This window comes from Streptococcus infantis (genome assembly GCF_021497965.1).
Taxonomy (GTDB): Bacteria; Bacillota; Bacilli; order Lactobacillales; family Streptococcaceae; genus Streptococcus; species Streptococcus infantis_B.
In genome coordinates, this window is sequence record NZ_CP046525.1 from 1 (window position 1) to 26,652 (window position 26,652).

Consider the following 26,652-nt stretch of genomic DNA (forward strand, 5'->3'; position numbering starts at 1 on the left):
TTGAAAGAAAAACAATTTTGGAATCAGATTTTAGAATTAGCTAAAGAGCGATTAACACGATCAATGTTTGATTTCTACGCAACACCTGCTGAATTAATAAAGGTCGAGGGAAATGTAGCTACCATATTTTTGCCAAGATCTGAAATGGAAATGGTTTGGAGTACAAAACTCAATGATATTATTGTAGCTGTCGGTTTCCAAATTTATGATACTGAGATAAAAGCGCAATATGTATTGACTAAGGAATATTCTGACTCCTCCAATACAACAACAACTGTTGAAAACAGTAGTCATCAAGAAGAACAAACTATAAAATCTATCCCTTATTCAGAAACAGGATTAAGAGATATCTATACATTTGATAATTTTATCCAAGGTGATGGAAATATTTGGGCTAAATCCGCTGCTTTAGCTGTATCAGAAGATCCTGGACTAACTTATAATCCACTGTTTATATATGGGGGACCTGGTTTAGGAAAAACGCACTTACTCAATGCTTTAGGGAATGAAATTCTCAAAAAAAATCCTAATGCGCGTGTAAAATACATCCCTGCTGAAACTTTTATTAATGAATTTTTAGATCATCTAAGACTTAATGATATGGATAATTTTAAAAAAACATATCGAAGTATAGATCTCCTTCTTATTGATGACATTCAATCTCTTAGTGGAAATAAAGTGCAAACTCAGGAAGAGTTTTTCAACACATTTAACAACCTTCATAGTAATAATAAACAGATCGTTTTAACAAGTGACCGTAGGCCAGAACAACTAGAAAATCTACCTGAACGACTTGTCACGCGCTTCTCATGGGGATTAACAACGGATATTACTCCACCTGATTTCGAAACTCGTATCGCTATCTTAAACAGTAAAACAGAGGATTTAGATTATCATTTTCAACCTGACACAATCGAATATTTGGCTGGCCAGTTTGATTCAAATGTACGTGAATTAGAAGGTGCCCTCAAAGACATTAGTCTCATGGCTAAAGTCAAACAAATCAACACTATAACTGTGGATATTGCATCTGAGGCTATACGTGCTAGAAAACAAAGCGTCAGCACCATGATTGTCATTCCGATTGAAAAAATCCAAGAGGAAGTCGGAAAATTTTATGATGTGAGCGTTAAGGAGATGAAGGGAACTAGACGTGTTCAGAATATTGTTCTAGCTCGCCAAGTTGCTATGTACCTAGCTAGAGAATTAACTGATAACAGTCTTCCAAAAATCGGAAAAGAATTTGGTGGTAAAGATCATACAACCGTCATTCATGCTCATGCAAAAATCAAATCTATGATTGAAACTGATGATAAATTACGTATAGAAATCGAAACCATCAAAAAGAAAATAAAATAACTTGTGGATAAGTGTTTAAAATTTTACTGATTTATTAACAAATTTTAAACAAGTATAACTTCTTGATTTTTCTAAACTAAACTTGGTTTTCCACAGATTTCACACAGCCTACTATTACTATTAACCTTCTAATAATAAAAATAAATAAAGGAGATTCCATGATTCATTTTTCTATTAATAAAAATTTATTCCTGCAATCATTAAATATTACTAAACGTGCTATTAGTTCAAAAAATGCTATTCCTGTTTTATCAACTATTAAAATTGATGTGACTAACGAAGGAATTACATTAATTGGATCGAATGGTCAAATTTCAATTGAAAACTTCATTTCTCAAAAAGATGAAAATGCAGGTCTTTTGATTAACTCTTTAGGTTCTATCCTTCTAGAAGCTTCATTCTTTATCAATGTTGTTTCTAGTCTTCCAGATGTGACTCTTGATTTTAAAGAAATTGAACAACATCAAATTGTATTAACAAGTGGGAAATCAGAGATTACCCTTAAAGGAAAAGACAGCGAGCAGTATCCACGTATCCAGGAAATTGCAGCAAGTAATCCTCTAGTTCTTGAAACAAAACTTCTTAAGAAAATTATCAATGAAACTGCCTTTGCTGCTAGTGTACAAGAAAGCCGTCCAATCTTGACTGGTGTACACTTTGTTTTAAGTAATCATCAAGAATTGAAAACAGTTGCGACAGATTCTCACCGTCTTAGTCAGAAGAAATTGACACTTGAAAAGAATAGTGATAATTTTGATGTTGTCATCCCAAGTCGCTCTCTACGCGAATTTTCAGCTGTTTTTACTGACGATATTGAAACAGTAGAGATTTTCTTTGCAAATAACCAAATTCTCTTTAGAAGCGAAAATATCAGCTTCTATACACGCCTCTTAGAAGGTAATTATCCTGATACAGATCGCTTAATTCCAACAGACTTTAATACGACAGTGACTTTTGATGTTGTGAATCTACGTCAATCTATGGAACGTGCACGTCTTTTATCAAGTGCTACTCAAAATGGAACTGTAAAATTAGAAATCAAACAAGGAGTAGTTACAGCTCATGTAAATTCTCCAGAAGTTGGTAAAGTAGATGAAGAAATCGATACAATTGCTGTATCTGGTGAAGATTTAACCATTAGCTTTAACCCAACCTACTTGATTGAAGCACTAAAAGCCTTGAATAGTGAAAAGGTAACAATCAGCTTCATTTCAGCAGTTCGTCCCTTTACCTTGGTACCAGCTGATACAGATGAAGATTTCATGCAGCTGATTACACCAGTTCGTACAAATTAATGGAAAGAGGTTGAGCTTAGCTCGCCTCTTTTATGATATAATCGAAAATAGAAAAGGAGACTAGCTATGTATCAAGTTGGAAATTTTGTTGAAATGAAAAAACCACACGCTTGTACAATCAAATCAACTGGTAAAAAAGCTAATCGTTGGGAGATTACACGTGTAGGGGCAGATATCAAAATCAAATGTAGCAATTGTGATCATGTGGTCATGATGAGTCGCTATGATTTTGAAAGAAAAATGAACAAAATCATTGATTAGAAACACTCACTTGGAGGGTTAGCAAGTTTTCCCTTTTTGTGTTATAATATTGAAGATTGAAATGTGAACGGAGAATGAGAAACTATGGCTTTAACAGCAGGTATCGTGGGTTTGCCAAACGTTGGTAAATCAACCCTATTTAACGCAATTACAAAAGCAGGAGCAGAGGCTGCAAACTATCCATTTGCGACGATTGATCCTAATGTCGGGATGGTAGAAGTTCCAGATGAACGACTTCAAAAATTAACTGAAATGATCACTCCTAAGAAGACAGTTCCAACAACCTTTGAATTTACAGATATTGCAGGGATTGTAAAAGGTGCGTCAAAAGGAGAAGGTCTCGGTAATAAATTCTTGGCCAATATCCGTGAAGTTGATGCCATTGTCCATGTGGTTCGTGCCTTTGATGATGAAAATGTCATGCGTGAGCAAGGTCGTGAAGATGCTTTTGTAGATCCACTTGCAGATATTGATACAATTAATCTAGAGTTGATATTAGCTGACTTAGAATCTGTGAATAAACGCTATGCGCGTGTAGAAAAGATGGCACGTACGCAAAAAGATAAGGAATCAGTTGCAGAATTTAACGTTCTCCAAAAGATAAAACCTGTCCTTGAAGACGGTAAATCAGCACGTACCATTGAATTTACAGATGAAGAGCAAAAGGTTGTCAAAGGTCTTTTCCTCTTAACCACTAAACCAGTTCTTTATGTAGCGAATGTGGATGAGGATGTTGTTGGAGACCCAGAATCTATCGATTATGTGAAGCAAATTCGTGAATTCGCAGCAACAGAAAATGCAGAAGTAGTAGTGATTTCTGCGCGTGCGGAGGAAGAAATTTCTGAGTTAGATGATGAAGATAAAAAAGAGTTTCTTGAAGCCATTGGTTTGACAGAATCAGGTGTGGATAAGTTGACGCGTGCAGCTTATCACTTGCTCGGACTTGGTACTTATTTTACAGCTGGGGAAAAAGAAGTTCGCGCTTGGACCTTTAAACGTGGTATGAAAGCTCCTCAAGCAGCTGGTATCATTCACTCTGATTTCGAAAAAGGATTTATTCGTGCTGTGACCATGTCTTATGATGATTTGATTAAATATGGATCTGAAAAGGCGGTAAAAGAAGCTGGACGCTTGCGTGAAGAAGGAAAAGAATATGTCGTTCAAGATGGCGATATCATGGAATTCCGCTTTAACGTATAATCAACATTTTTAATAGTGTCAATTAGGTTGGAAAAAAATTCCAACCCTTTTGGCTTTTGAAAGGAAATTTTAATGACAAAATTACTTGTAGGATTGGGAAATCCAGGAGATAAATATTTTGAGACAAAGCACAATGTTGGTTTTATGTTGATTGACCAACTAGCAAAAAAACAGAATGTATCCTTTACTCATGATAAAATATTCCAAGCTGAATTAGCTTCATTTTTCCTTAATGGTGAAAAAATTTATCTAGTGAAACCAACAACTTTTATGAATGAAAGTGGGAAGGCAGTTCATGCTTTATTAACCTACTATGGTTTAGATATCGAAGATTTACTGATTATTTACGATGATCTTGACATGGAAGTAGGAAAAATTCGACTTCGCGCTAAAGGATCAGCTGGCGGTCATAATGGTATCAAGTCAATTATCCAACATATTGGTACACAGGTTTTTAATCGTGTAAAGATTGGTATCGGTAGACCTAAAAAAGGAATGTCAGTAGTTCATCATGTTTTGAGTAAATTTGATCAAGAAGATTATATTGGTATTTTACAGTCAATTGACAAGGTTGACGATGCTGTAAAGTACTATTTACAAGAGAAAAACTTTGAAAAGACAATGCAGAAATATAATGGGTAAGAAAATGTCATTAATCGATTTCTTTTTAGAGAATAAGCAGATACAATCATGGAATGAGCATTTATCTCTCAAACAGAGGGAATTACTACTAGGTCTTTCTGGTTCAGCAAAGTCTTTAGCTATTGCAAGTAGTGTTAAAAATCAGAACAAGATTTTAGTAATGACCTCTACATATGGAGAAGCTGAACGTCTAGTGAATGATTTAATTTCTATTTTGGGATCTGATATGGTCTATCCATTCTTGGTAGATGATTCACCTATGGTAGAATTTTTAGTATCATCTCAAGAAAAGATTTTTTCCAGAGTAGAAGCTTTACGATTTCTAAGAGATAAAACTCAAAGAGGAATTTTAGTTTGTAACGTCGCAGCAAGTCGTTTATTTTTACCAGATCCTCAAGTTTTTGATGATAGTATGTTAAAACTTGAAATTGGTCAAGAATGTGAACAAAACGAACTAAAAAATCAGTTGATTTCCTTAGGTTATAAGAAAGTTACTCAAGTTCAAAGTCAAGGTGAATTTAGTCTTCGAGGGGATATTTTAGATATCTTTGAAACTTCACAACTATCTCCTTACCGAATAGAATTTTTTGGTGATGAGATTGATGGTATTAGAGAATTCGATGCAGATACACAGTTATCAAAGGAAAGTCTTTCTGAAATTTCTATATATCCAGCTAGTGATATTTTACTGAGTATTGAAGATTACCATCGTGGCCAACAGTTCTTAGAACATGAGATTGATAAAACTATCTCACCTACATTAAAGTCATATCTAGAAGAAGTTTTTAGTTGTGTAAAAGAGCAAGTTCTTCATACTGATATTCGTAATTTTTTGTCTGTTTTTATAGAAACAATGGACACTGTTAGATTATTTTACAACTAAGTACCTCTGATCTTTGATGATTTCAGGAAAAAATCATGAATCATGTATGATGTTCTTTGATACAAGAAACAGCTAGCTAACTTTACAGAGGATTTACATAATCGTAAAGCTGTATCAAGTTTTGACATATTTTGGCTGATTAGAAAGGTCAGTATTAAAAAAATATTTACCAGCTAGCTTCTTTTCTAATTTCAAAAGGACTTGGAAATCTAAATTTGATCATCTTTATTTTATCGATTTAATCAATAGTCGCGTGTGTTGCTGTAAGAAGTGTCTTTCAATCAGTTTTCTTTCTGAAAGGAAGAATTGAGCGTTATAAAAATTAAATATAACAATTGTTCTTCATCAAGTACGAGAATTGAACTAAAAAATTGTCACGTATTTTATAGAGAATATGACATAAAAGTTGATAATATTAGTGCAATAAAGCTCTGTAAAGAGCTGTCAACATTGTTGGGGAATTTCGTCACGGTTTCATTTTGTAGATGAAAAAACCTAGTATTCATCACTGAATATGAAAATTTTCAAAAAGAATATAAAAACGTAAATATAGTAAGACAAAATATTAGTAATGCTGAGCGAATTAAAGGACTATAATGAACTCCAAAAAGGAGAATATCTGTTCACCAATTCATGGTATTGGCCAATTATTTAGGAATCGAACGATTGAAATCAAAGGGATTCACCGAGATTATGGAGTGTCCAATATCAAAATGTGAGATCGGATTTCTATCCTGTGAGCAGATACAGACTCTTTCTAGTATGTTTCTAGTGATTGGTAAGGCTCCAAGTTAAATAAGTTAAAACGATGGACGGTTAAAAAAGCTAAGCAAAAAAGTAAAAAATCAATTTGACGACACTGCAGATGATTAATTAAAAACCTTTTGCTGAGAGGAGCCAACTGAAAGGATAGCATTTTTCAAAAATGACAAGACCAGGTTGCTTTGATGAGGCTTTCCTTAGTGAAACAGAAGATCAACTTCGAAAGCATAGATGAAATTAAAAGGGCTATTGCAAATTCTAAACAATGGACGACTTTTAGTTGGAATGTTGGATTTGGTAAAACAGAGGAAGTTGCTATGAGGGTGCTTTTAAGGCTGTCAATAATCAGAAACAGGTTGTTGTGTTAGTACCTAGCTACAGTTTGGCGCCAGCAACACTACAGTAATTTCATGAAAGATTTGAACATTTTGCTGTCAATGTTGATGTTTTGAGTCTTTTTTAGAAGTAAAAAAGAACAGACTGAAACACTTGAGTAATGACAAAAAGGCAAGTTGATATCCTGAAGGAACCCATTCGAGTTTTTGTCCTAAAGATGTTGAATTTTTTTTTTTTTTATTTTTTTTTTTTTTTTTTGTTTTTTTTTTTTTTTTTTTGCAGATTTAGGATTGATCATCATCGATGAGGAACACGTTTTGGTGTTAAACATAAGGAACGTTTGAAGGAATTAAAAAAGAGGTTGATGTTTTACTTTGCAGCTACACCAATTCCTCGAAACTCTAACATATGTCCTATGCTAGGTTTCGAGATTTATCATTTCATAGAAAACACCCCCAACCAATCGATTATCCTGTACAAACCTAGGTATCTTGACCGAATGATCGTGTCATTCGAGATGTCTGTATTGAGAGAATGGATCGTGGTGGTCAGGTTTTTATCTTTACATAAGTTGACCAATTGAAAAGAAGGTTTCAGAGTTACAAAGAATTGATTCCCTAAAGCTTCTATATGTTTTTGGTTCATGGTCAAAATGAGTGAAATTGCCTTGGAGAATACCTACTTGATTTTCATTGAAGGAGAATATGATATTTTAAGTAACTACGACAATCATAAGACAGGAGTAGACATCCAAATGCCAATCCTTGTTTAGCGAAACGCAGATCACATGGGTCTGTCAACTTGTAATCAATTAAGAGGTCGAGTTGGTCGTGTATCGGAATCACTTTGCTTATCCTCATGTAGCGACCAGACAAATCTTTGACAGAATTTCAGAAAAAGATTAGAAGCTATCAAAGGTTTTAAAACCCGATTAGGTTCTGGTTTCTAAATTGATATACGTGATTTATTTATCCATTCGTGTGCAGGCAATCTTTTAGGGAGTTCGCAGTCTGGTTTTATCGATCCGTTGGTTTTGAATTGTCATTCTCATTTTACTTGAGAGCACTTGCTAAGAAAAATGGAACTGACAAGAACGTTAAAAAGGAAATGACTGAGTTAATTCTACAAATTGATGCCTATCTTCTCCCAAATGAGTACTTATCAGATGACTCCATAAATTGAAATTTACAAGAGAATTCGTCAATTGACAACTCGTGTCAACTATGAGAATTACGATGAGTTGATGACACGATTTGGAGAATATCCAGATGTGGTTGCTTATCTTTTAGAATTGGTTAGCCAAAGCATATCTTTGACAAGTATTGGGTCAATCGTGTAGAAAGAAAGAATAATATAGCTTGTTCATTCATTTGAAAAAATATCGCAACAACTATTTTAACACAAGATTATTTCCAGGCTCTTCTCAGACAAATTTGAAGGCCAATATTTCAAGAAAATACAAGTTTAATAGACTTTGTTTTTGATATTCCGAAATAAAAAAGATTATGAGATTTTTAGATGGTATTTTAACTTTCGAGATCGGTGCAAAGATAAAAGAATCAAAAGATCACATTAGGAATTACCTTTTTCTCTATAAAAGGGATAAAAATGGTAAAAATAATATTTGAGGTATTAAGATGAGATTAGATAAATATTTAAAGTATCACGAATTATTACGCCGTACGGTAGCTAAGGAAGTTTTGCCAGATAAAGGGCGAATCAAGGTTGAAATGGCATCCTTGCCTAAAAGTTTCAACAGATTTAAAACTCAAATGATCAGGTTGAAATTCGCTTTGGGAATACTTGTTACTTGTAAAGTGCTGGAAATGAAGAGAGCACTAAAAAGAGATGCAGCTGGAATGTATGAATTATTAGTGAAACAAGGGGTAGAAGGCGAGTATAAAAAAATAGTCAAATGAATAACTACTTTTTATTTCAAATGAACACCACGACGTAAATACATGATGGAAGAACGTCAAAACGTAATCGTTTTATGGGTTGGGTTTTGATTTTGATTATGTTATTATTTATTCTTGCCAACTTATAATTTAAGCACAAAGTTACAACAATTACTAACACTTTCGTCAGCATTAACGGATTTGAAAAAAACAATACGCAGGATTTGAGCGATGAAAAGGATAAAGAAGCTAGTTTAGCAACTACTAAAAGACGAATCCTTATGCCGCTAAATATCCCGTGCAAAATATTAGTTATTCGAAATCCATGTGGAGGGAGTTTATACATTCGTACTTGCTTCCTAGGTAATGTGAAATGGAAATTTATTAAAGATTGTTGCAGCACTTTTTTAGTCATCAAGATGAAAAATTAGAGAATTATCTCAAAAATCCATCTGTTACGACTGCAAGAAGAAGAGGGAAAAAGAATGCGTAAATTTTTAGTGATATATGGCTACTGTCCAATTTTCTAAAAAGTGTTCAGTTAGTCCGACTGAGACTCCAGTTATCATTCCAAACAAGAAGTGTTATTTCCTTACCCACGCTTCGTATCATTTTTTATTATCAAGATGTTATAGAATCTCCAAATTTTATGTGAACGCCTGTTTTATTCTACATAAGCTTAATTAAGAGATCAGGAAAAGTCAAATGCAGATACAAATTTCTATTTAGGACAATGGCGATTAAATGAACAAGGACATCCTGTCTTAAAATTGTCTAATAATCCATTTGTGATTGTGATAAAACTACTTTTATACATAGTTCAATACGTCAAATTTCTCTAAAACGAGTGTGGTTAGAACCTGGATTTGTTTGTCTAGGTAATATTCCTTATGATAAACAAGAATTAAAATCTACTTTGCACCTTATAAAGAGGTTGAAGCATACATGGTCTATTTTTGCTGAAGGTCGTGAATTCTTACATCTCAACAAGCTGGTTTGGATTTTGACGGATATAGTTCTAATGAATGATAATAGAATCCAGACAGTACAGATTTACTATCTGCAAATTATCAAAATGAACAGTTTTTCTTGTTATGTTAAACAATTGAGTACAGGCAGGAGCTGGGATTAACGAAGAGCAAAAAATGTACGCTGCTAGTGTTATGAAATTACATTTATCTTTATTATGTTTTCAGGCAAGAACAATCAAGTGATTATCAACTTGACACGAAAAAATTAAAGTATGTGTTCTGAAGTTACTCGATTTCCCTGTTCTTAGAAACCGGAAGAAGTGGAAGTCTCTCTAAAACACTGATATAAAGAATACACTATTAAAATTTAATTACAAAACAGCGAAAGAATCTGACAATGTGGCTCATAATATTCCTTTGGTTATTATATTACGAATAAATCAGATGACAGTCTTCAAAAAAGAGATGACTAGGGTTGCTGGTAATGAATGGATGTAAATGATAAGTTTAGCTTCAGCTAAAATGGCTGGGCACGTTATTGAATCTATTTTATAATCAACTGGTTTTGTTTTAGAATCGCTAATCGCAGACTTCTTGTGATAATCAACGTATTGCTAACAATATTATCTTCTCTTCTGCTAAGGTAGCCCATAAAAATTGGGGATCGATGATTTAAACTGATGGTGGCGGTCGTCTATACGATTCTCCTTTCGTTTATTTCGTTTACTACTAAAAATTTCTGATTATGAACCTTTTTCAAATTTTCTCAAATTGCTAAGGATGTCTCGAAGGTCCTAAAATGAGAGACCGAGACTTTTAAATCATTTTTTTAGAAAATGTTATTTTAGCATCATTCAAGAGTCCTAACTAGCCTTTGGCTGGTGGGTATGGATTCGATGTTTCGTCCTTCTCTCCTTTCAACGCTATCAAGAAGAACTTGGGTTGATTATTGTTTAGCTCATGTGAATCATAAACAACGACGCCTAATCAGTATATTGAAGAAATGACTTAAGAAAACTGGCAGAACAAGTTGGAAGTTCCAATTTCTGTAGCTTGTTTCACTGAAATTTTTTCCGAAGCAATGCTCGTCATTTCGCTATGAATTTTTTTTGGAGATGTAATTGGCGAAACGTCTCTCGCTCTTGTGACACTCATCATGCAGGATGATCAGGCTGAGACGATTTTTTATGAGAATAATTAGGGGTGTTAATTACAACACTATCTGCCATCAAAGAAAATACAAGAGTTTGATAGGGAGAGTTGATTCGTCCTTTGGCTATCTTTTTATAAGGGATTTTCCCTGAATTGAGCATTTTGAAGATGCAACGAATAAGAAAATCATCTATCTTCGCATCGGTTCGCAACCTTCTATCTGCCACCGTTAGAAAAAGAAAATGTTCAGGTAAAAAAAGCAATTTTAGAGTTTGGAAAAGAGTTTCTGATTATCAAATTGCTCTGACTGTTATCTCAAGCGGTTGTGTAGAAGATTTAACTCAGTTTTTTTTCTTTTAGTGGAAGCAAACGCAAACGAGTTTTACTACACAATCCTTATTCGTTTTGGCTGATTTAAATGTAACAAGAGAACATTTCAAGAAATTCATCATATTTTAAAACTAAGAGGTCAATATCGCCATAGTATAAAAATGGTTATGAACTTATAAAAGATACCAGCACTTTCAAATTGGTAAAATCAGACCAAAAGTCCTGATGAAAAAAGTAGTGAGTGTGTGTTAACTATCAAAATCAAGTTATTATGAAGGTTGTTCTTTTCATTTGGAATTCCCTCTGAAAGGGGCGTAAATGTTCAACAAATAAATGTTTCCCGTAAACATCATTGATTTTAGCATCGACGTCAGGTGATTAATTTGATAATAAATGGTCCATCGAAAACAAGTACAGCGACTTTTTATTGATTTAAAAATTCCTGTCAGAAACACGAAAAATGCGATTATGTTTAGCATTCCGGAAAGATTTTTTCAATTTATTAGGAATTGAACTCAGTGATTTGAGTATAAAAATGAAAAATGATATAATGAACACTGTACTTTATATAGAAAAAATAGATAGGTAAATCCTGTTAGAACAAGATTATCAGAAGATTTTGATTTCACAGATGAAATTACAGAAGCGCTAGAAATTAGGTGCTCAATTAACAAAATATTATGAAGGGAAAAATCCAATTTTAGTTGGATTTTAATGGGATCTATTCCTTTCATGCAGAATTAGTTAAAATATATCGACACTCTCTTGAATGGATTTTAATGAATGGTTTCTAGGCTACCTGGTGGTACTGTAAGTACGGTGTTGATCAATAAATCAAACAAGAATGTAGAACTCAAGATATTAAAGGTAGACTTTGTTTTTGTGGAAGATATTATCGACACTGGCAAACCGTGAAAAGTTTGGAGAATAATGTTTACTGCTAGAGAAAGGGCATCTGTTAAGATTGTAACTATGTTAGATAACAGAAGGCCGTACTGTTGAAATCGAAGCAGATATACATGTTTTTTACAATTCCAAATGATTGTTGTAGGCTATGGTTTAGACTATAAGTGAAAATTATCGTAACCTTCCTTATGTAGGTGTATTGACAGAGGAGGGGGGTTTTTTACTCAAAAGAAGGGTAAGTATTGAATGCCAAAACAAAATAATGGTTTTAGAAAATCCTTTCTTTATTGTTGATGATTTTCTTGCTAGTGACGGGATTCCATACTTTCTTTGCCGGAAGGGCTCAGGGCTAGTCAACAATTAATTACTCAGATTGGTGCAAGGAAAATCACTACTGGACAATGTACAGAAATGACCTACCAACCAAGTGTAGTGTTATCGAAGTGTCCTGGTGTTTATCAAACTGCTAAACGAAAAACCGGAAACATGGGAGTATTGCAGTTTTTCACACCATCGGCAACAAAGTAGAAACTTTACAAGTATTATTCTTCCATCGGATACTACTGTAGCAGATTTTTGCAAAAATTAGCTGGGGAACACCAAACCAAATTTGAAGTGAAACACGAAAGCTCATTGGTATGTGGATTAATATCCTATTCTCAGTAATACCATTTGCATTTATTCTTCTTCCTATTTTTCTATGATGGGCAATATGGGAGGAAATGCGGACGTAATCCGATGAGCTTTGGACGTAATAAAAGCTAAGGCTGCTATAGGAAGATATCAGTACGCTTTTCAGATGTGCAGGAGCTGCAGAAGAAAAAACAATAACTTGTTGAAGTTGTTGAATTTTGAAAGATCAAACGATTTACCAAATTGGGTGCGGGTCAGTCGTATTCCCGCTGGTGTTCTTTAGAAGGACCTCCGGGGACTGGTAAGACATTACTTGCCAAGCGGTTGCGGGAGAAGCTGGTGTACCATTCTTTAGTATTTCAGTTCCGACTTCGTGAAGATGTTCGTCGGTGTCCGTGCCAGTCGTGTACGTTCTCTAGTTGAGGACGCTAAAAAATCAAGCACCCAGCTATTACTCATTGATGAATTGTGCCTTTGTTCGCCCACGTGGTGTTGGTCTTGTGGTGGTAACGATGCACGTGAATCAACTTTGAACCAACTTTTGATTGAGATGGATGGTTTTGAAGGAAAATGAGATTATCGTTATTGCGGCACAAACGTTCAGAATGTTCTTGATCCAGCCCTTCTCCGTCCGACGATTTGACAGAAAAGTGTTAGTAGGTCGTCCAGATGTTTAGGGACGCGAAGGCAATTCTGAAAGTACAATGCTAGACATAACCTTTAGTCAGAAGACGTGATTTGAAATTATTGGCACAACAACTCCAGGTTTGTTGGTGCTGATTGGAAATGTGTTAAACGAAGCAGCCTTAGTTGCAGCTCGTCGCAAATAAATCATTGTTGATTGTCTTCTGAATTGATGAAGCTGAGGATCGCGTTATTGCTGGACCATCTAAAAAAGATAAACATTTTCTCAAAAAGAACGTGAAATGGTTGCTTACCCACGAGCATGACACACTATTGTGTTTGGTCTTATCAACGCACGTGTAGTGCATAATAAGTGACAATTGTTCCTCGTGGTCGTGCGGGTGGTTACATGATTGCTCTTCCAAGAAGATCAATGTTATATCATAAAGAAGATATGAAAGAACACTTAGCTGTTTGATGTGTGGAGACGTGTCGCTGAAGAATCATCTTTACCGTCAAACAACTGGAGCTTCAACAACTTTGAACAAGCTACACAGATGGCGCGTGCTATGGTTTACTGAGTATGGTTGAGTGAAAACTTGGACCTGTTCAATATGGGGCAATCATGCAATGTTTGGTGCTCAAACTCCACAAAAAATCGTTTCGAGCGTACAGCTTATGAAATTGATGAGAAGTCCGAGCGTTACTGAAATGAAGCACGTAATAAGGCAGCTGAATTATTCCAATCAAATCGCGAAAGCATAAATGATGCGGAAGCCTTGTTGAATATGAAACTTGGATAGTACAACAAATCAAAATCTCTTTATGAAACCAGGAAAATGCTGAGAAGTCGGAAGAAGAATCACGTGCGCTAATCTATGAATGAAGTCAAAATCAAAATGGCTGAAGAAAACTAAATATTAGTGGCGGCTCAGATACAGAGTGGATAACATCATATCTCTCTTCTTGTTTAAAAATACATATGAAAAAAATAGAAAAAAATTTCAGAAAAATAAACCCAAATATCTTGAAAAGCGTCCAAAAGTAGTATACTACGAAAAGAGTTAGAAAAAGCTCAGGGGCCGTTTGGTCAGGGGTTTAAGACACCGCCTTTTCCCACGGCGGTAACACGGGTTAGACTCCCGTACGGACTATGGTGTAGCGCGGTTAATGTTGATAGGATTTTAAAAAAGTTAAAAACACCTGTTTGACAAGAGAAAAACGACTGTGTATACTAATATAGTTTGTCCGCAAGCGCGACAAGACCTTTGAAACTTAACACGCGAAACAATGTGCATGCACTATAACTAAGGTATAGTATCTGAACAATGAAAACAATAATCTGTCATGACCAGAAATGATTGATAACTCAACTTTTAATGAGAGTTTGATCCTGCTCGGATGAACGCTGGCGGCCGGGGGGGGGTGCCTAATCATGCAAGTAGAACGCGAGCTTGGTGCTTGCCACCGAGCGGATGAGTTGCGAAACGGGTGGTAACGCGTAGGGTAACCTGCCTGGTAGCGGGGGATAACTATTTGAAACGATAGCTAATCACCGCATGACAACAGTTATTGCATGATATCTGTTTAAAGGGGCAATTGCTTCCACTCCAGATGGACCTGCGTTATGTATTAGCTAGTTGGTGAGGTAACGGCTCACCAAGGCTACGATACATGCGCCTACCTGAGAGGTGATCGGCCACACTGGGACTGAGACACGGCCGTCAGACTCCTACAGGGAGGCAGCAGTAGGGAATCTTCGGCATGACGGAAAGTCTGACCGGCAACGCCGCGTGAGTGAGAAAGGTTTTCGGGATCGTACAAGCTCTGGTGTAATAGAAAGAACCGAGTGTGAGAGTGGAAAGTTTCACACTGTGACTGTATCTTACAAGAAGGGACGCTAACTACGTGCAGCAGCCAGCGTAATGACGTAGGTCCTCGAGCGTTTTAATCCCGGATTTTATTGGGCGTAAAGCGAGCCGCAGGCGGTTAGATAAGTCTGAGTTAAAGGCCTGTGGCCTTAACCATAGTACGCTTGGAAACTGTTTACTTGAGTGCAGAGGGAGAGTGGAATTCATGTGTCAGTCGGTGAAATGCTAGATATTATGGAGGAACACCTGGCGAAGCGGCTCTCTGGCTTGTAACTGACGCTGGGCTCGAAAAGCGTGGGGAGCAAAAGGTTCGATACCCTGGTAGTCCACGCCGTAACGATGAGTGCTATGTGTTAGACCCTTTCCGGGGTTTAGTGTCGTAGCTAACGCATTAAGCAACGCCGCCTGGGAGTACACCGCAAGGTTGAAACTCAAAGGAATTGACGGGCCCGCACAAGCGGTGAGCAGTGTGGTTTAATTCGAGCAACGCGAAGAACCTTACCAGTCTTGACATCCCTCTGACGCTCTAGAGATAGGTTTTCCTTTCGGACAGAGTGACAGGGGTGCATGGTTGTCGTCAGCTCGTGTCGTGAGATGTTGGTTTAAGTCCCGCAACGAGCGCAAACCCTATTGTTAGTTGCCATCATTTCAGTTGGGCACTCTAGCGAGACTGCCGTCATAAACCGGAGGAAGGTGGGATGACGTCAAATCATCATGCCCCTTCTGACCTGGCCTACACACGTGCTACAATGGCTGGTACAGTACGAGTCGCAAGTCGGTGACGGGCAAGGCTAATCTCTTAAAGCCAGTTCTCATTCGGATTGTAGGCTGCAACTCGCCTACATGGAAGTCGGAATCGCTAGTAATCGCGGATCAGCACGCCGAGGTGAATACTTCCGGGCCTTGTACACACCGCCCGTCCAACCACGAGAGTTTGTACACCCGAAGTCGGTGAGGTAGCCATTTGGAGCCAGCCGCCTAAGGTGGGATAGATGATTGTGGGAGAGTCGTACAAGGTAGCCTATCGGAAGGTGCGAGCTGGATCACCTCCTTCTAGGATAAGGAACACATTGGTCTTGTTAGTCTTGAGAGGTCTGTGGGGCCTTGAGCTCAGGCTGTGGAGCGTCTGCTTTGCAGCAGGGTCGCGGTTCGATCGCCCCCGCCCCAAAAAAAAAAAACAGCCCCGCTAGGCTCCATTGGTGAGAGATTCACCAAGTAATGCACATTGAAAATTGAATACTATATCAAATAGTACAAGAACATAAACCAAAAGCTGTAGGTATTAATAAGAGTTTATGCTGAAAGGTCAAAAAGTAAGGTTAAGTTAATAAAGGGCGCACGGTGATGCCTTGGCACTAGGAGCCGAAGAAGGACGTGACCACGCGCTATGACCCTGTGTAGCTGAAGTAAGCATGATCCGGGAGTTTCCGAATGTGGAACCCAACAGGTACTACCTGTACCCATAATACGTTAAGATATGAGGAGGAAAGACACCGCCCCCCCCAGTGAAACTGAAACATCTAGTAAAGCTGCAGAAGAGAAAGCAAAGCGGATGCTTAGTAGCTGCGAGCGAAACGGCAGGAGGGCAACCGAAAGTTTACTCTTCGGGTGTACGGGACTGCAATGTGGATCAAAGATTATATGAAGAAATGATATGGAAGGATCACCAAGGAGTGAGGCCTCGTATTTTTAAATAGTCTTTGTACCTAGCATTATCCTGAGTACGGCCGGGAACAGCGTGAGATCCGTCGGAATCTGGAGGACCTCATCTCCTCCCACCCTATAATCTCCCTAGTGACCGATAGTGAACCAGTACCGTGGAGGGAAAGGTGAAAAGCACCCCGGGAGGGAGTGAAATATAACCTAAACCGTGTGCCTACAACAGTTCGAGCCCGTTAATGGGTGAGAGCGTGCCTTTGTAGAATGAACCGGCGAGTTACGATATTATGCGAGGTTAGTTGAAGAGACGGAGCCGTAGGGAAACCGGAGTCTGAATAGGGCGCATTAGTATCATGTCGTAGACCCAAACATGTGACCTACCCATGATCAGGTTTGAATGTGCGTAAGACGCACTGGAGACCGAACCAGGGCACGTTGAAAAGTGCTTGGATGACTTTGTGGGTAGCGAGAAATTCCAACGAACTTGGAGATAGCGGGTTCTCTCCGACATAGCTTTAGGGCTACGTCGGGATGAAGATTTTGGGTAGAGCACTGTTTGGTGGGGGGTCCATCCGGCATTACAATCTCAGCTAAACTCCGAATGCCAATGATTATGGTTCGGCAGTCAGACTGCGAGTGCGAGAATCCGTAGTCGAAAGGGAACAGGCCCTCCCACGCAGCTAAGTTCCCAAATAATTGTTAAGTGGAAAAGGATGTGTGGTTGCACAGACAACTAGGATGTTAGCTTAGAAGCAGCTATTATTTCAGGAGTGCGTAAGAGCTCACTAGTCCGAGTGACCCTGCGCCGAAAATGTCCGGGGCTAAAACACAATTTACCAGAAGCTGTTGATACCTTTATAGGTATGGTTAGGAGAGCGTTTCTATGTGTGGCGAAGTGTACCGTGAGGAGCGCTGAACGCATAGAGTGAGAATGGCAGGTATGAGTAGCGAAAGACAGGTGAGCTACCGGTCCACCGTAAGACTAAGGTTTCCTCGGGGAAGGCTCGTCCGCCCTGGGTTAGTCGGGACCTAAGGAGAGCCGAAAGGTGTATCCGATGGACAACAGGTTGATATTCCTGTACTAGGAGTATGTAGTGATGGAGGGACGCAGTAGGCTGAACTAAATGCAGACGATTGGAAGTGTCTGTCCTACGCAGTGAGAGTGGGAACTGCGTCCAAATGCTTAGTTCTATAACATTGAGCCACTGTGATGGGGAGCGAAGTTTGTAGGCGAAGTTAGTGACGTCACGCTGCCAAGAAAAGCTTCTAGCGTTAAAAACATACTCTACCCGTACCGCAAACCCGACACAGGTATTCGGCGAGTAGCCTCAGGCTGAGCGAGAGACTCTCGTTACAGGGGAACTCGGCAAAATGACCCCGTACTTCGGGAGAAGGGGTGCTGACTTAGGTCAGCCGCAGTGAATAGGCCCAAGCAACTGTTTATCAAAACCCACAGCTCCTCTGCTAAATCGTAAGAATGAATGTATAGGGGTGACGCCTGCCCGGTCTGGAAGGGTAAGAGGAGTGGCTTGAGGTAACTCGAAGGTATGAATTGAAGCCCCAGTAAACGCTGGCCGTAACTTAACGGTCCTAAGGTACGAAATTCCTTGTCGTTAAGGTTCCGACCCACACGAAAGGCGTAACTGATTTGGGCACTGTCTCAACGAGAGACTCGTGAAATTTTAGTACATGTGAAATTCAGGTTACCCGCGACAGGACGAAAGACCCATGAGAGCTTTACTGCAGTTTGATATTGAGTTGGGGGGGGGTGGGGTCTTACACATGTACAGGAGAGTGTATTGGAGTCGTTGAGATCGGGACGCCAGTTTCGAAGGGAGACCGTTGTTGGGATAACTACCCTTAGTGTTTATGGCCACTCTAACCCGGATAGTGATCCCTATCGAGACAGTGTCGACGGGCAGTTTGACTTGGGCGGTCGCCTCCTAAAAGGTAACGGATGCGCCCAAAGGTTCTCAGAATGGTTGGAAATCATTCGCAGAGTGTCAAGGTATAAGGGGCTGACTGCGAGAGCTACAACTCGAGCGGGACGAACAGTCGTTGCTAGTGATCCGTGGTTCCGTATGAAGGGCCATCGCTCAACGGATAAAAGCTACCCTGGGGATTAACATGCTTATCTCCCCCAAGAGTTCACATCGACGGGGAGGTTTGGCACCTCGATGGTCGGCTCGTCGCATCCTGGGGCTGTATCGTCCCAAGGGTTGGCTGTTCGCCCATTAAAGCGGCGACGCGAGCTGGGTTCGAACGTCGTGAGACGTTCGGATCCTATCCGTCGCGTTCGTATGAAATTTTGAGAGGATCTGCTCCTAGTACGAGAGGACCAGAGTGGACTTACCGCTGGTGTACGCATTTGTCTTGCCAAAGGCATCGCTGGGTAGCTATGTAGGGAAGGGAATAACGCTGAAGCATCTAAGTGTGAAACCCACCTCAAGATGAGCTCTCATTCCCCTGATTTTTATATCAGGTAAGAGCCCTGATAAATGATCAGGTAGTAGGTTAGAAGTGGAAATTTGTAGGCGAACATGTACGGACTAATACTAATAGCTCGAGGCTTATCCAAAGTAACTGATAATGCGAAAGCGAAGTTTTTTCCTAAGTAGTTGATAGATTTCAATTTTGAGTAGGTCTTACTCAGAGTTCGTGACGATAGCCTAGGAGATAACACCTGTCCCCTGCCGAACACAGAGTTAAGCCCATAGAACCGCGGAAGTAGTTGGGGTTTGCCCCCTGTGAGATATGGAAGTCGCTTAGCTGTTATCCGCCATAGCTCAGTTGGTAGTAGCGCAAATGACTGTTAATCATGATGTCGTAGGTTTGCGAGTCCTACTGGCTGGATAGTAAACGTTCTAACGAACGTTTTTTTATTTATTTTGTTTATATAAATTTAATATTTTTGTATCATTTTTCTGATCTGTTTTTACTTATTTTTTGTTTTAAGTTCGTTTAGCTTAAAATTTTAACTTTACAGAGATATTTTTCTTTTTAGTTAACCTTTCTGATAAACTTATTTTATCAATAAGAAAGGTTTTTAATATGCTCCAAAAGTATTATGATTATTGTTTTCTTTTTCTAAAACAAGTTGAAAAAGAATATTCATTTTTAGTTCAATCTAGTGATGATTGGGAGTCGCTTCATTTAAGATTTTTACTTTATTACTTAGTTCGTTTTAGGATAAAAGATGAGAAGGATTTTCTTCTCTGTCATTTTAGGGCTGCTTATCGTATCTATCTTAATCATTTACTTGGACAAACATTCAATTATTGTTCGTAGATATAGTCATTTTCATTTATTACGAACGTTATTTTGTTGTTAATAAAGAATATATAGAATAATCTTAAATTTTTCTTTTTTTATTTTAAAATCTAGCGAAAACCCTAATCTTTTCTAGTGTTTATCCTTGATTAAATAGTTTTTTTTTCTTATAATGAATTGTAAGATATAATTGTGGGTGAGATTCCCACCATGTATATGAGAAAGGACGAGCCCTTAGGCTCAGACGAAAATTTATTATGACTTCAGTTGTTGTTGTAGGTACCCAATGGGGTGATGAAGGTAAAGGAAAAATTACAGATTTTCTTTCAGCTAATGCAGAGGTGATTGCTCGTTACCAAGGTGGTGACAATGCAGGTCACACGATTGTGATTGATGGAAAAAAATTTAAGTTACACTTGATTCCTTCTGGAATTTTCTTCCCAGAAAAAATCTCTGTAATTGGAAACGGAATGGTTGTAAATCCAAAATCTCTTGTAAAAGAATTGTCTTATCTCCACGAAGAAGGAGTTACAACAGACAATTTACGTATTTCTGATCGTGCGCACGTTATTTTGCCTTATCACATTGAGTTAGACCGTCTTCAAGAAGTAGCTAAGGGTGATAACAAGATTGGGACGACAATTAAAGGGATTGGTCCAGCCTATATGGACAAGGCAGCTCGTGTGGGTATCCGTATCGCAGATCTTTTGGATAAAGAAATTTTCCGTGAACGTTTAGAACGCAATCTTGCTGAGAAAAATCGTCAATTTGTAAAATTATATGATAGTGAACCTATTTCATTTGATGATATTTTTGAAGAATATTATGAATACGGGCAACAAATCAAACAATATGTGACAGATACTTCTGTTATTTTGAACGAAGCGCTTGATAATGGTAAACGTGTTCTCTTTGAAGGGGCTCAAGGAGTTATGCTTGATATTGACCAAGGAACTTATCCATTTGTTACTTCCTCAAATCCTGTTGCTGGTGGTGTGACAATTGGTTCTGGAGTAGGTCCAAGCAAGATTGACAAGGTTGTAGGTGTATGTAAAGCTTACACAAGTCGTGTTGGTGATGGTCCTTTCCCAACTGAGCTATTTGATGAAGTTGGAAATCGTATCCGTGAAGTGGGGCATGAGTATGGAACAACTACTGGTCGTCCACGTCGTGTAGGTTGGTTTGACTCAGTTGTGATGCGTCATAGCCGTCGTGTTTCTGGTATCACAAATCTCTCTTTGAACTCTATCGATGTTTTGAGTGGTTTGGATACAGTTAAAATCTGTGTGGCTTATGATCTTGATGGTCAACGCATTGATTACTATCCTGCTAGTCTTGAACAATTAAAACGTTGCAAGCCAATCTATGAAGAATTGCCAGGTTGGTCTGAAGATATTACTGGAGTACGTACTTTGGAAGATCTTCCTGAGAATGCACGCAACTATGTTCGCCGTGTTAGTGAATTGGTGGGTGTTCGTATTTCTACATTCTCTGTAGGTCCTGGTCGTGAACAAACAAATATTTTAGAAAGTGTTTGGTCATAGGAGATTTTTTAAGATTTGTTTAAGACAGGTCGGATATACTATAGACAGTTACAAGAAGACCTCCTAACTTGTTGTAACAAATTTCCTAAACTTTTCTTTTTCATAATAATCTCCCTATAAAGTCACCGCATTCGGTGGCTTTTTTTGTCTTCAAAAACGTGATATAATGATAGAATTGATAGCTAGGAAGAGAGAAGAGATGGATTATACACTTGAAGAAAAAGAAGCTTTTATGAGAGAGGCCTTAAAGGAGGCAGAACTCGCCTTAGAGCATGATGAAATCCCGATTGGTTGTGTGATTGTCAAGGACGGGAAAATCGTAGGGAGAGGCCATAATGCGCGCGAGGAATTGCAACGTGCAGTCATGCATGCAGAAATTATGGCTATAGAGAATGCTAATCTGAGCGAAGAGAGTTGGCGTTTGCTCGATTGTACGCTTTTTGTGACCATTGAGCCTTGTGTTATGTGTAGTGGGGCAATTGGTCTCGCACGGATTCCAAACGTGGTCTACGGGGCTAAAAACCAGAAATTTGGCGCCGCTGGGAGCTTGTACGATATTTTAACAGATGAGAGGCTCAATCACCGTGTGAACGTTGAAACAGGTGTTTTAGAGAATGAGTGCGCAGAGATTATGCAAGACTTTTTCCGAAATCGACGTAAAAAATAATTTCTCTTTAAAAATAGAGGAGAATGTGGTATAATAACTAACGGAGCAACAGTTCTGCGTGAAGCGGGTCAGGGGAGGAATCCAGCAGCCCTAAGCGAGTGTGAATTGTGTGCTCTTTTTTCGTGCTTTTTTCGAATAAATAAGATAAAATAGCCTAGAATATAAGATTTAAAAAGAGGGAAAATATGAAAATTCGTGGTTTTGAATTAGTTTCTAGTTTTACAGATGAAAATTTGCTACCCAAGCGTGAGACAGCACATGCAGCTGGTTACGATCTAAAAGTTGCAGAACGTACGGTTATCGCTCCAGGAGAAATTGTTCTCGTCCCAACGGGTGTTAAGGCCTATATGCAGCCGACTGAAGTGCTCTATCTTTATGACCGTTCATCAAATCCTCGTAAAAAAGGTTTGGTCTTGATTAACTCTGTTGGTGTTATTGATGGAGACTATTATGGTAATCCGGGAAATGAAGGCCATATCTTCGCTCAGATGAAAAATATTACGGACCAAGAAGTCGTTCTTGAAGTGGGAGAACGTGTGGTTCAGGCTGTCTTTGCTCCATTTTTAATCGCAGACGGAGATGAGGCAGACGGCGTGCGGACTGGTGGGTTTGGAAGTACAGGGAAATAGAGGAATAAAATGGCAGACTATTTATTAGTTGTAGACATGCAGTCAGATTACGTTGCTGTAGGAAAAGCATATCATGAAGAACTGACTGCAGCTGTAAATGACAAAATTGCTACCTATCCTAGCGACCGAGTTATCTATATTCTCAATCGTTTTTTCTGGGAGAGAAAAGATAGAAAGAAGAAATTTGCGAACGGCTTGTTGGTTGTATCTTCTCGTATTTTTGAGAAGCGCCGGGCTTCTTGCTTTACTAATCCAGATTTAAAAGATTTTTTAGAGGGAAACGATGCTAAAAGCATAGAGTTTATAGGGGTAGATGGGAATGGCTGTGTCAAGGCTTCCGTTTTGGCAGCTGTCAAGGAGAATTATCAGGTTTCTGTCGATTTGTCTGCTGTCGGAGTTGCCAACCAGAAGAAATTCTCTAAAACACTGAAGCAGTGGCAAGATTGCGGAATCAAGATTGGATAGTTTTATGGGGATCTTAATATGAAGATTATCTTTGTCCGTCATGGGGAGCCAGATTATAGTATGCTTGATAAACTTGAAAATCCGCAACTCTATAGTGGTTTTGGTCGTGATTTAGCACCATTGACAGGAAAAGGTCGCAGTCTGGCAAAAGAAGTTGCTAAAACTGCATGTTTTGGAAAGGCAGAGATTATTATTTCATCGTCTGTGACGAGGGCTTTAGAAACAGCACATTATATAGCAGTTGAAACAGGATTGGACTTATTTGTAGAGCCGTTTTTTCATGAGTGGCGTCCAGACTTAGATGGCACTAACTCTGATTTAACTAGTGTATTGGTAGCTCATGAATATTATCTAGAACATCAAGGATCTTTATCTGAAGATTCTCCTTATCGCTATGAAACTGATCTAGAGATGCGTCATCGTTTTTTAAGAGCTTTGGAAAAATATAAAAATTATAAAACTATTATCATTGTAACTCACGGAATGCTCATGCGCCAGTTTTTACCAAATGAGAAGATTGATTTTTGCCAAGTGATTGAATGTGAGATAGAGATATAGAAAGAGGTACAATGAAATGAGCTATAAGGATTTTCAAGCTTTTACCGCCGAGAATTGTCAAGGATATAAGAAAATTTATGAGATCAGTATTGGAGGTTTTCTTTACCTAGCATTTATCCCTGAGGCCTATCATCAAATTCTTTGCATTTCTTCAGATTACATGTCCATCATTGATAGTGAAAATGGGCAAGTCATTCCAATAGATGGCGATTACGATGAAATGGAATTAGTGGCCATGTGTGAGGGTTATGATTCACCTATTCCTATCGCTGGTCAATACGGTGGAAATCTCCCTCTGGATAATGGCAAAGACATCAGAGTGACAATGGATAAAGACCAATCTGAAGATTATCCGATTTTAACTATTTATTGGGAAAAGGATAAGGAAAATAGAAGTCAAATCTATAAAAGTTATTTACCCTATATTTTTGGATTTAGCCCTGATGGTCAGTATTATGTCCATGCGGATGATGGCGGGCTCACTGTTTTGAAAAGAAATAGTCATTAATATAAAAATTAATAAGAGATTTTAAAATGAGAGGATTAGAATCATAGCAAAGAAAAAAGCGACATTTGTATGTCAAAATTGTGAATATAATTCACCCAAGTATTTAGGACGCTGTCCAAACTGTGGAGCCTGGTCTTCTTTTGTGGAGGAAGTTGAGGTTGCAGAAGTCAAAAATGCGCGTGTGTCCTTGACAGGTGAGAAAACCAAGCCCATGAAATTGGCTGAGGTGACTTCTATCAATGTCAATCGAACTAAGACTGAGATGGAGGAATTTAACCGAGTGCTTGGTGGCGGTGTGGTGCCAGGAAGTCTTGTCCTCATTGGTGGGGATCCAGGGATTGGGAAATCAACCCTTCTCTTACAAGTATCAACCCAGTTGTCTCAAGTAGGAACAGTTCTCTATGTTAGTGGGGAGGAGTCTGCTCAACAGATCAAACTCCGTGCAGAGCGCTTGGGTGATATCGACAGTGAGTTTTATCTCTATGCTGAGACCAATATGCAGAGCGTTCGTGCAGAAGTCGAACGTATCCAGCCGGATTTCCTTATCATCGATTCGATTCAGACCATTATGTCTCCTGAGATTTCAGGGGTGCAGGGGTCAGTTTCCCAGGTACGTGAAGTAACCGCTGAACTCATGCAGCTGGCTAAGACCAATAACATTGCTATCTTTATCGTAGGGCATGTTACAAAGGAAGGAACCTTGGCTGGACCTCGTATGTTGGAACATATGGTGGATACAGTGCTTTACTTTGAAGGGGAACGACACCATACCTTCCGTATCTTGAGAGCAGTCAAAAATCGTTTTGGCTCGACAAATGAGATTGGAATCTTTGAGATGCAGTCAGGTGGATTGGTTGAGGTTCTCAATCCAAGTGAGGTCTTTCTAGAAGAACGTTTGGACGATGCTACTGGTTCATCAATTGTTGTGACTATGGAAGGGACACGTCCGATTTTGGCGGAGGTTCAGGCTCTGGTGACACCGACCATGTTTGGAAATGCTAAGCGTACGACGACAGGGCTTGATTTCAATCGCGCTAGTCTGATTATGGCTGTTTTGGAAAAACGTGCAGGGCTTCTCTTGCAAAATCAGGATGCCTATCTTAAATCAGCTGGTGGTGTCAAATTAGATGAGCCTGCTATTGACCTGGCTGTTGCAGTTGCTATTGCTTCGAGTTACAAGGACAAACCAACCAATCCTCAGGAATGTTTTGTAGGAGAGTTGGGCTTGACGGGAGAGATTCGGCGCGTAAATCGTATCGAACAACGAATCAACGAAGCTGCTAAGCTTGGATTCACAAAAATCTATGTACCAAAAAATTCCCTAACAGGTATTAAGCCACCTAAGGAAATTCAGGTGATTGGGGTGACGACTATTCAGGAAGTCTTGAAAAAAGTATTCTCCTAATCGTTTTACTCAGGTTTAGATTACTAATTATTTTATTGCTAACAATTATTAAAACAAGGAGGAATTTCTGATGAAATTTTCTATGGACAGTCAAATGCAATTTCCTTTGGTAGAGTTGTCACTCAATCAAGGAGAAACCGTCTATATCCAGCGAGGTAGCATGGTCTACCATACACCCAATGTAAGTCTCAATACCCAGCTCAATGCTAGCGGATCTGGTTTAGGCCGTTTTGTCAAAGCTGTAGGGCGTTCAATGGTTTCTGGTGAAAGTACCTTTATCACTCAAGCTGTTGCAGAGTCTGACAACGGGAACCTTGCTTTAGCACCAGATACTCCTGGTCAAGTGATTGCTCTTGAGCTAGGTGAAAAGCAATATCGATTGAATGATGGAGCCTTTCTAGCTCTTGATGGTACAGCTTTCTATACAATGGAGCGCCAGTCTATTGGTAAAGCTCTGTTTGGAGGGCAAGGCGGTCTCTTTGTGATGACTACTCAAGGTCAAGGAACTCTTTTGGCCAATGCTTTTGGTTCGATTAAAAAAATTGAACTGCAAAACCAAGAAGTAACGATTGATAATGCTCATGTGGTGGCTTGGAGCCAGTCTTTGGACTATGATATTCACCTAGAAAATGGCTTCTGGCAATCTATCGGTACAGGTGAAGGAGTGGTGAACACCTTCCGAGGGACTGGTGAGGTCTATGTACAAAGTCTCAATCTTCAAAGCTTTGCAGGTTCTCTTAACAAGTATATCCAAAAAGGTTCATAATAATAAAAAAACTAGGACAGAAACCCAAGCTAGTTGCTGGATATCTCTGTCCCAGTTT

The 26,652-nt window shown here is 38.8% G+C and carries 16 protein-coding genes, 2 rRNA genes, 1 other RNA gene and 3 pseudogenes; all 22 read left to right on the top strand.

The window, feature by feature from the left end:
- Positions 1 to 63 precede the first annotated feature (63 nt).
- On the top strand, positions 64 to 1,359 hold the full coding sequence (gene dnaA, locus GOM46_RS00005) for a chromosomal replication initiator protein DnaA (protein ID WP_414930187.1): 1,296 nt from the start codon (positions 64 to 66) through the stop codon (positions 1,357 to 1,359).
- 158 nt (positions 1,360 to 1,517) lie between these two features.
- The gene (gene dnaN, locus GOM46_RS00010) at positions 1,518 to 2,654 is read left to right on the top strand and encodes a DNA polymerase III subunit beta (RefSeq protein ID WP_235083590.1); all 1,137 of its coding nucleotides are present in this window, start codon (positions 1,518 to 1,520) and stop codon (positions 2,652 to 2,654) included.
- A gap of 66 nt (positions 2,655 to 2,720) precedes the next feature.
- On the top strand, positions 2,721 to 2,915 hold the full coding sequence (locus GOM46_RS00015; RefSeq protein ID WP_000285188.1) for a DUF951 domain-containing protein: 195 nt from the start codon (positions 2,721 to 2,723) through the stop codon (positions 2,913 to 2,915).
- Between the two features lie 84 nt (positions 2,916 to 2,999).
- Positions 3,000 to 4,115: a redox-regulated ATPase YchF gene (gene ychF, locus GOM46_RS00020; RefSeq protein WP_235083591.1), complete on the top strand. Its 1,116-nt coding sequence runs from the start codon at positions 3,000 to 3,002 to the stop codon at positions 4,113 to 4,115.
- A 72-nt stretch (positions 4,116 to 4,187) separates the two neighbouring features.
- Positions 4,188 to 4,757, top strand: coding sequence for an aminoacyl-tRNA hydrolase (gene pth, locus GOM46_RS00025; RefSeq protein WP_235083592.1), 570 nt, complete (start codon positions 4,188 to 4,190; stop codon positions 4,755 to 4,757).
- A 4-nt stretch (positions 4,758 to 4,761) separates the two neighbouring features.
- A pseudogene (locus tag GOM46_RS00030) lies at positions 4,762 to 8,366 on the top strand (TRCF domain-containing protein).
- Between the two features lie 9 nt (positions 8,367 to 8,375).
- Positions 8,376 to 8,657 (top strand): annotated as a pseudogene (locus GOM46_RS00035) (S4 domain-containing protein).
- A 2,825-nt stretch (positions 8,658 to 11,482) separates the two neighbouring features.
- Complete coding sequence (gene tilS, locus GOM46_RS00040) at positions 11,483 to 11,602, top strand: tRNA lysidine(34) synthetase TilS (RefSeq protein ID WP_235083593.1); 120 nt, start codon at positions 11,483 to 11,485, stop codon at positions 11,600 to 11,602.
- Between the two features lie 79 nt (positions 11,603 to 11,681).
- Positions 11,682 to 12,206: pseudogene (locus GOM46_RS08350) on the top strand (phosphoribosyltransferase); the annotation flags it as partial.
- Between the two features lie 801 nt (positions 12,207 to 13,007).
- On the top strand, positions 13,008 to 13,202 hold the full coding sequence (locus GOM46_RS08405) for an AAA family ATPase (protein ID WP_414930182.1): 195 nt from the start codon (positions 13,008 to 13,010) through the stop codon (positions 13,200 to 13,202).
- 1,425 nt (positions 13,203 to 14,627) lie between these two features.
- A 16S ribosomal RNA gene (locus GOM46_RS00050) occupies positions 14,628 to 16,177 on the top strand.
- A 263-nt stretch (positions 16,178 to 16,440) separates the two neighbouring features.
- A 23S ribosomal RNA gene (locus tag GOM46_RS00055) occupies positions 16,441 to 19,360 on the top strand.
- Together the 16S and 23S rRNA genes form the textbook arrangement of a ribosomal RNA operon.
- A 473-nt stretch (positions 19,361 to 19,833) precedes the next feature.
- Positions 19,834 to 20,070, top strand: a complete 237-nt coding sequence (comW, locus tag GOM46_RS00060) for a sigma(X)-activator ComW (RefSeq protein WP_235083594.1) — start codon at positions 19,834 to 19,836, stop codon at positions 20,068 to 20,070.
- A 239-nt stretch (positions 20,071 to 20,309) separates the two neighbouring features.
- A complete protein-coding gene (locus tag GOM46_RS00065) occupies positions 20,310 to 21,596 on the top strand; it encodes an adenylosuccinate synthase (protein WP_235083595.1) in 1,287 nt (428 codons plus the stop codon).
- A gap of 199 nt (positions 21,597 to 21,795) precedes the next feature.
- Complete coding sequence (gene tadA, locus GOM46_RS00070) at positions 21,796 to 22,263, top strand: tRNA adenosine(34) deaminase TadA (RefSeq protein ID WP_006150521.1); 468 nt, start codon at positions 21,796 to 21,798, stop codon at positions 22,261 to 22,263.
- 32 nt (positions 22,264 to 22,295) lie between these two features.
- Positions 22,296 to 22,394, top strand: an RNA gene (gene ffs, locus GOM46_RS00075) — signal recognition particle sRNA small type.
- A 54-nt stretch (positions 22,395 to 22,448) separates the two neighbouring features.
- Positions 22,449 to 22,892 (top strand): dUTP diphosphatase, encoded by a 444-nt coding sequence (locus tag GOM46_RS00080; protein WP_084938696.1) that lies wholly within the window; start codon positions 22,449 to 22,451, stop codon positions 22,890 to 22,892.
- A gap of 9 nt (positions 22,893 to 22,901) precedes the next feature.
- On the top strand, positions 22,902 to 23,357 hold the full coding sequence (locus tag GOM46_RS00085; protein WP_235083596.1) for an isochorismatase family protein: 456 nt from the start codon (positions 22,902 to 22,904) through the stop codon (positions 23,355 to 23,357).
- Positions 23,358 to 23,375: 18 nt separating this feature from the next.
- The gene (locus GOM46_RS00090; RefSeq protein ID WP_235083597.1) at positions 23,376 to 23,915 is read left to right on the top strand and encodes a histidine phosphatase family protein; all 540 of its coding nucleotides are present in this window, start codon (positions 23,376 to 23,378) and stop codon (positions 23,913 to 23,915) included.
- 16 nt (positions 23,916 to 23,931) lie between these two features.
- Positions 23,932 to 24,423: a hypothetical protein gene (locus GOM46_RS00095; protein ID WP_235083598.1), complete on the top strand. Its 492-nt coding sequence runs from the start codon at positions 23,932 to 23,934 to the stop codon at positions 24,421 to 24,423.
- 40 nt (positions 24,424 to 24,463) lie between these two features.
- On the top strand, positions 24,464 to 25,828 hold the full coding sequence (gene radA / locus GOM46_RS00100) for a DNA repair protein RadA (protein WP_235084128.1): 1,365 nt from the start codon (positions 24,464 to 24,466) through the stop codon (positions 25,826 to 25,828).
- Positions 25,829 to 25,898: 70 nt separating this feature from the next.
- Positions 25,899 to 26,594 (top strand): TIGR00266 family protein, encoded by a 696-nt coding sequence (locus tag GOM46_RS00105; protein WP_235083599.1) that lies wholly within the window; start codon positions 25,899 to 25,901, stop codon positions 26,592 to 26,594.
- Positions 26,595 to 26,652: the final 58 nt, after the last annotated feature.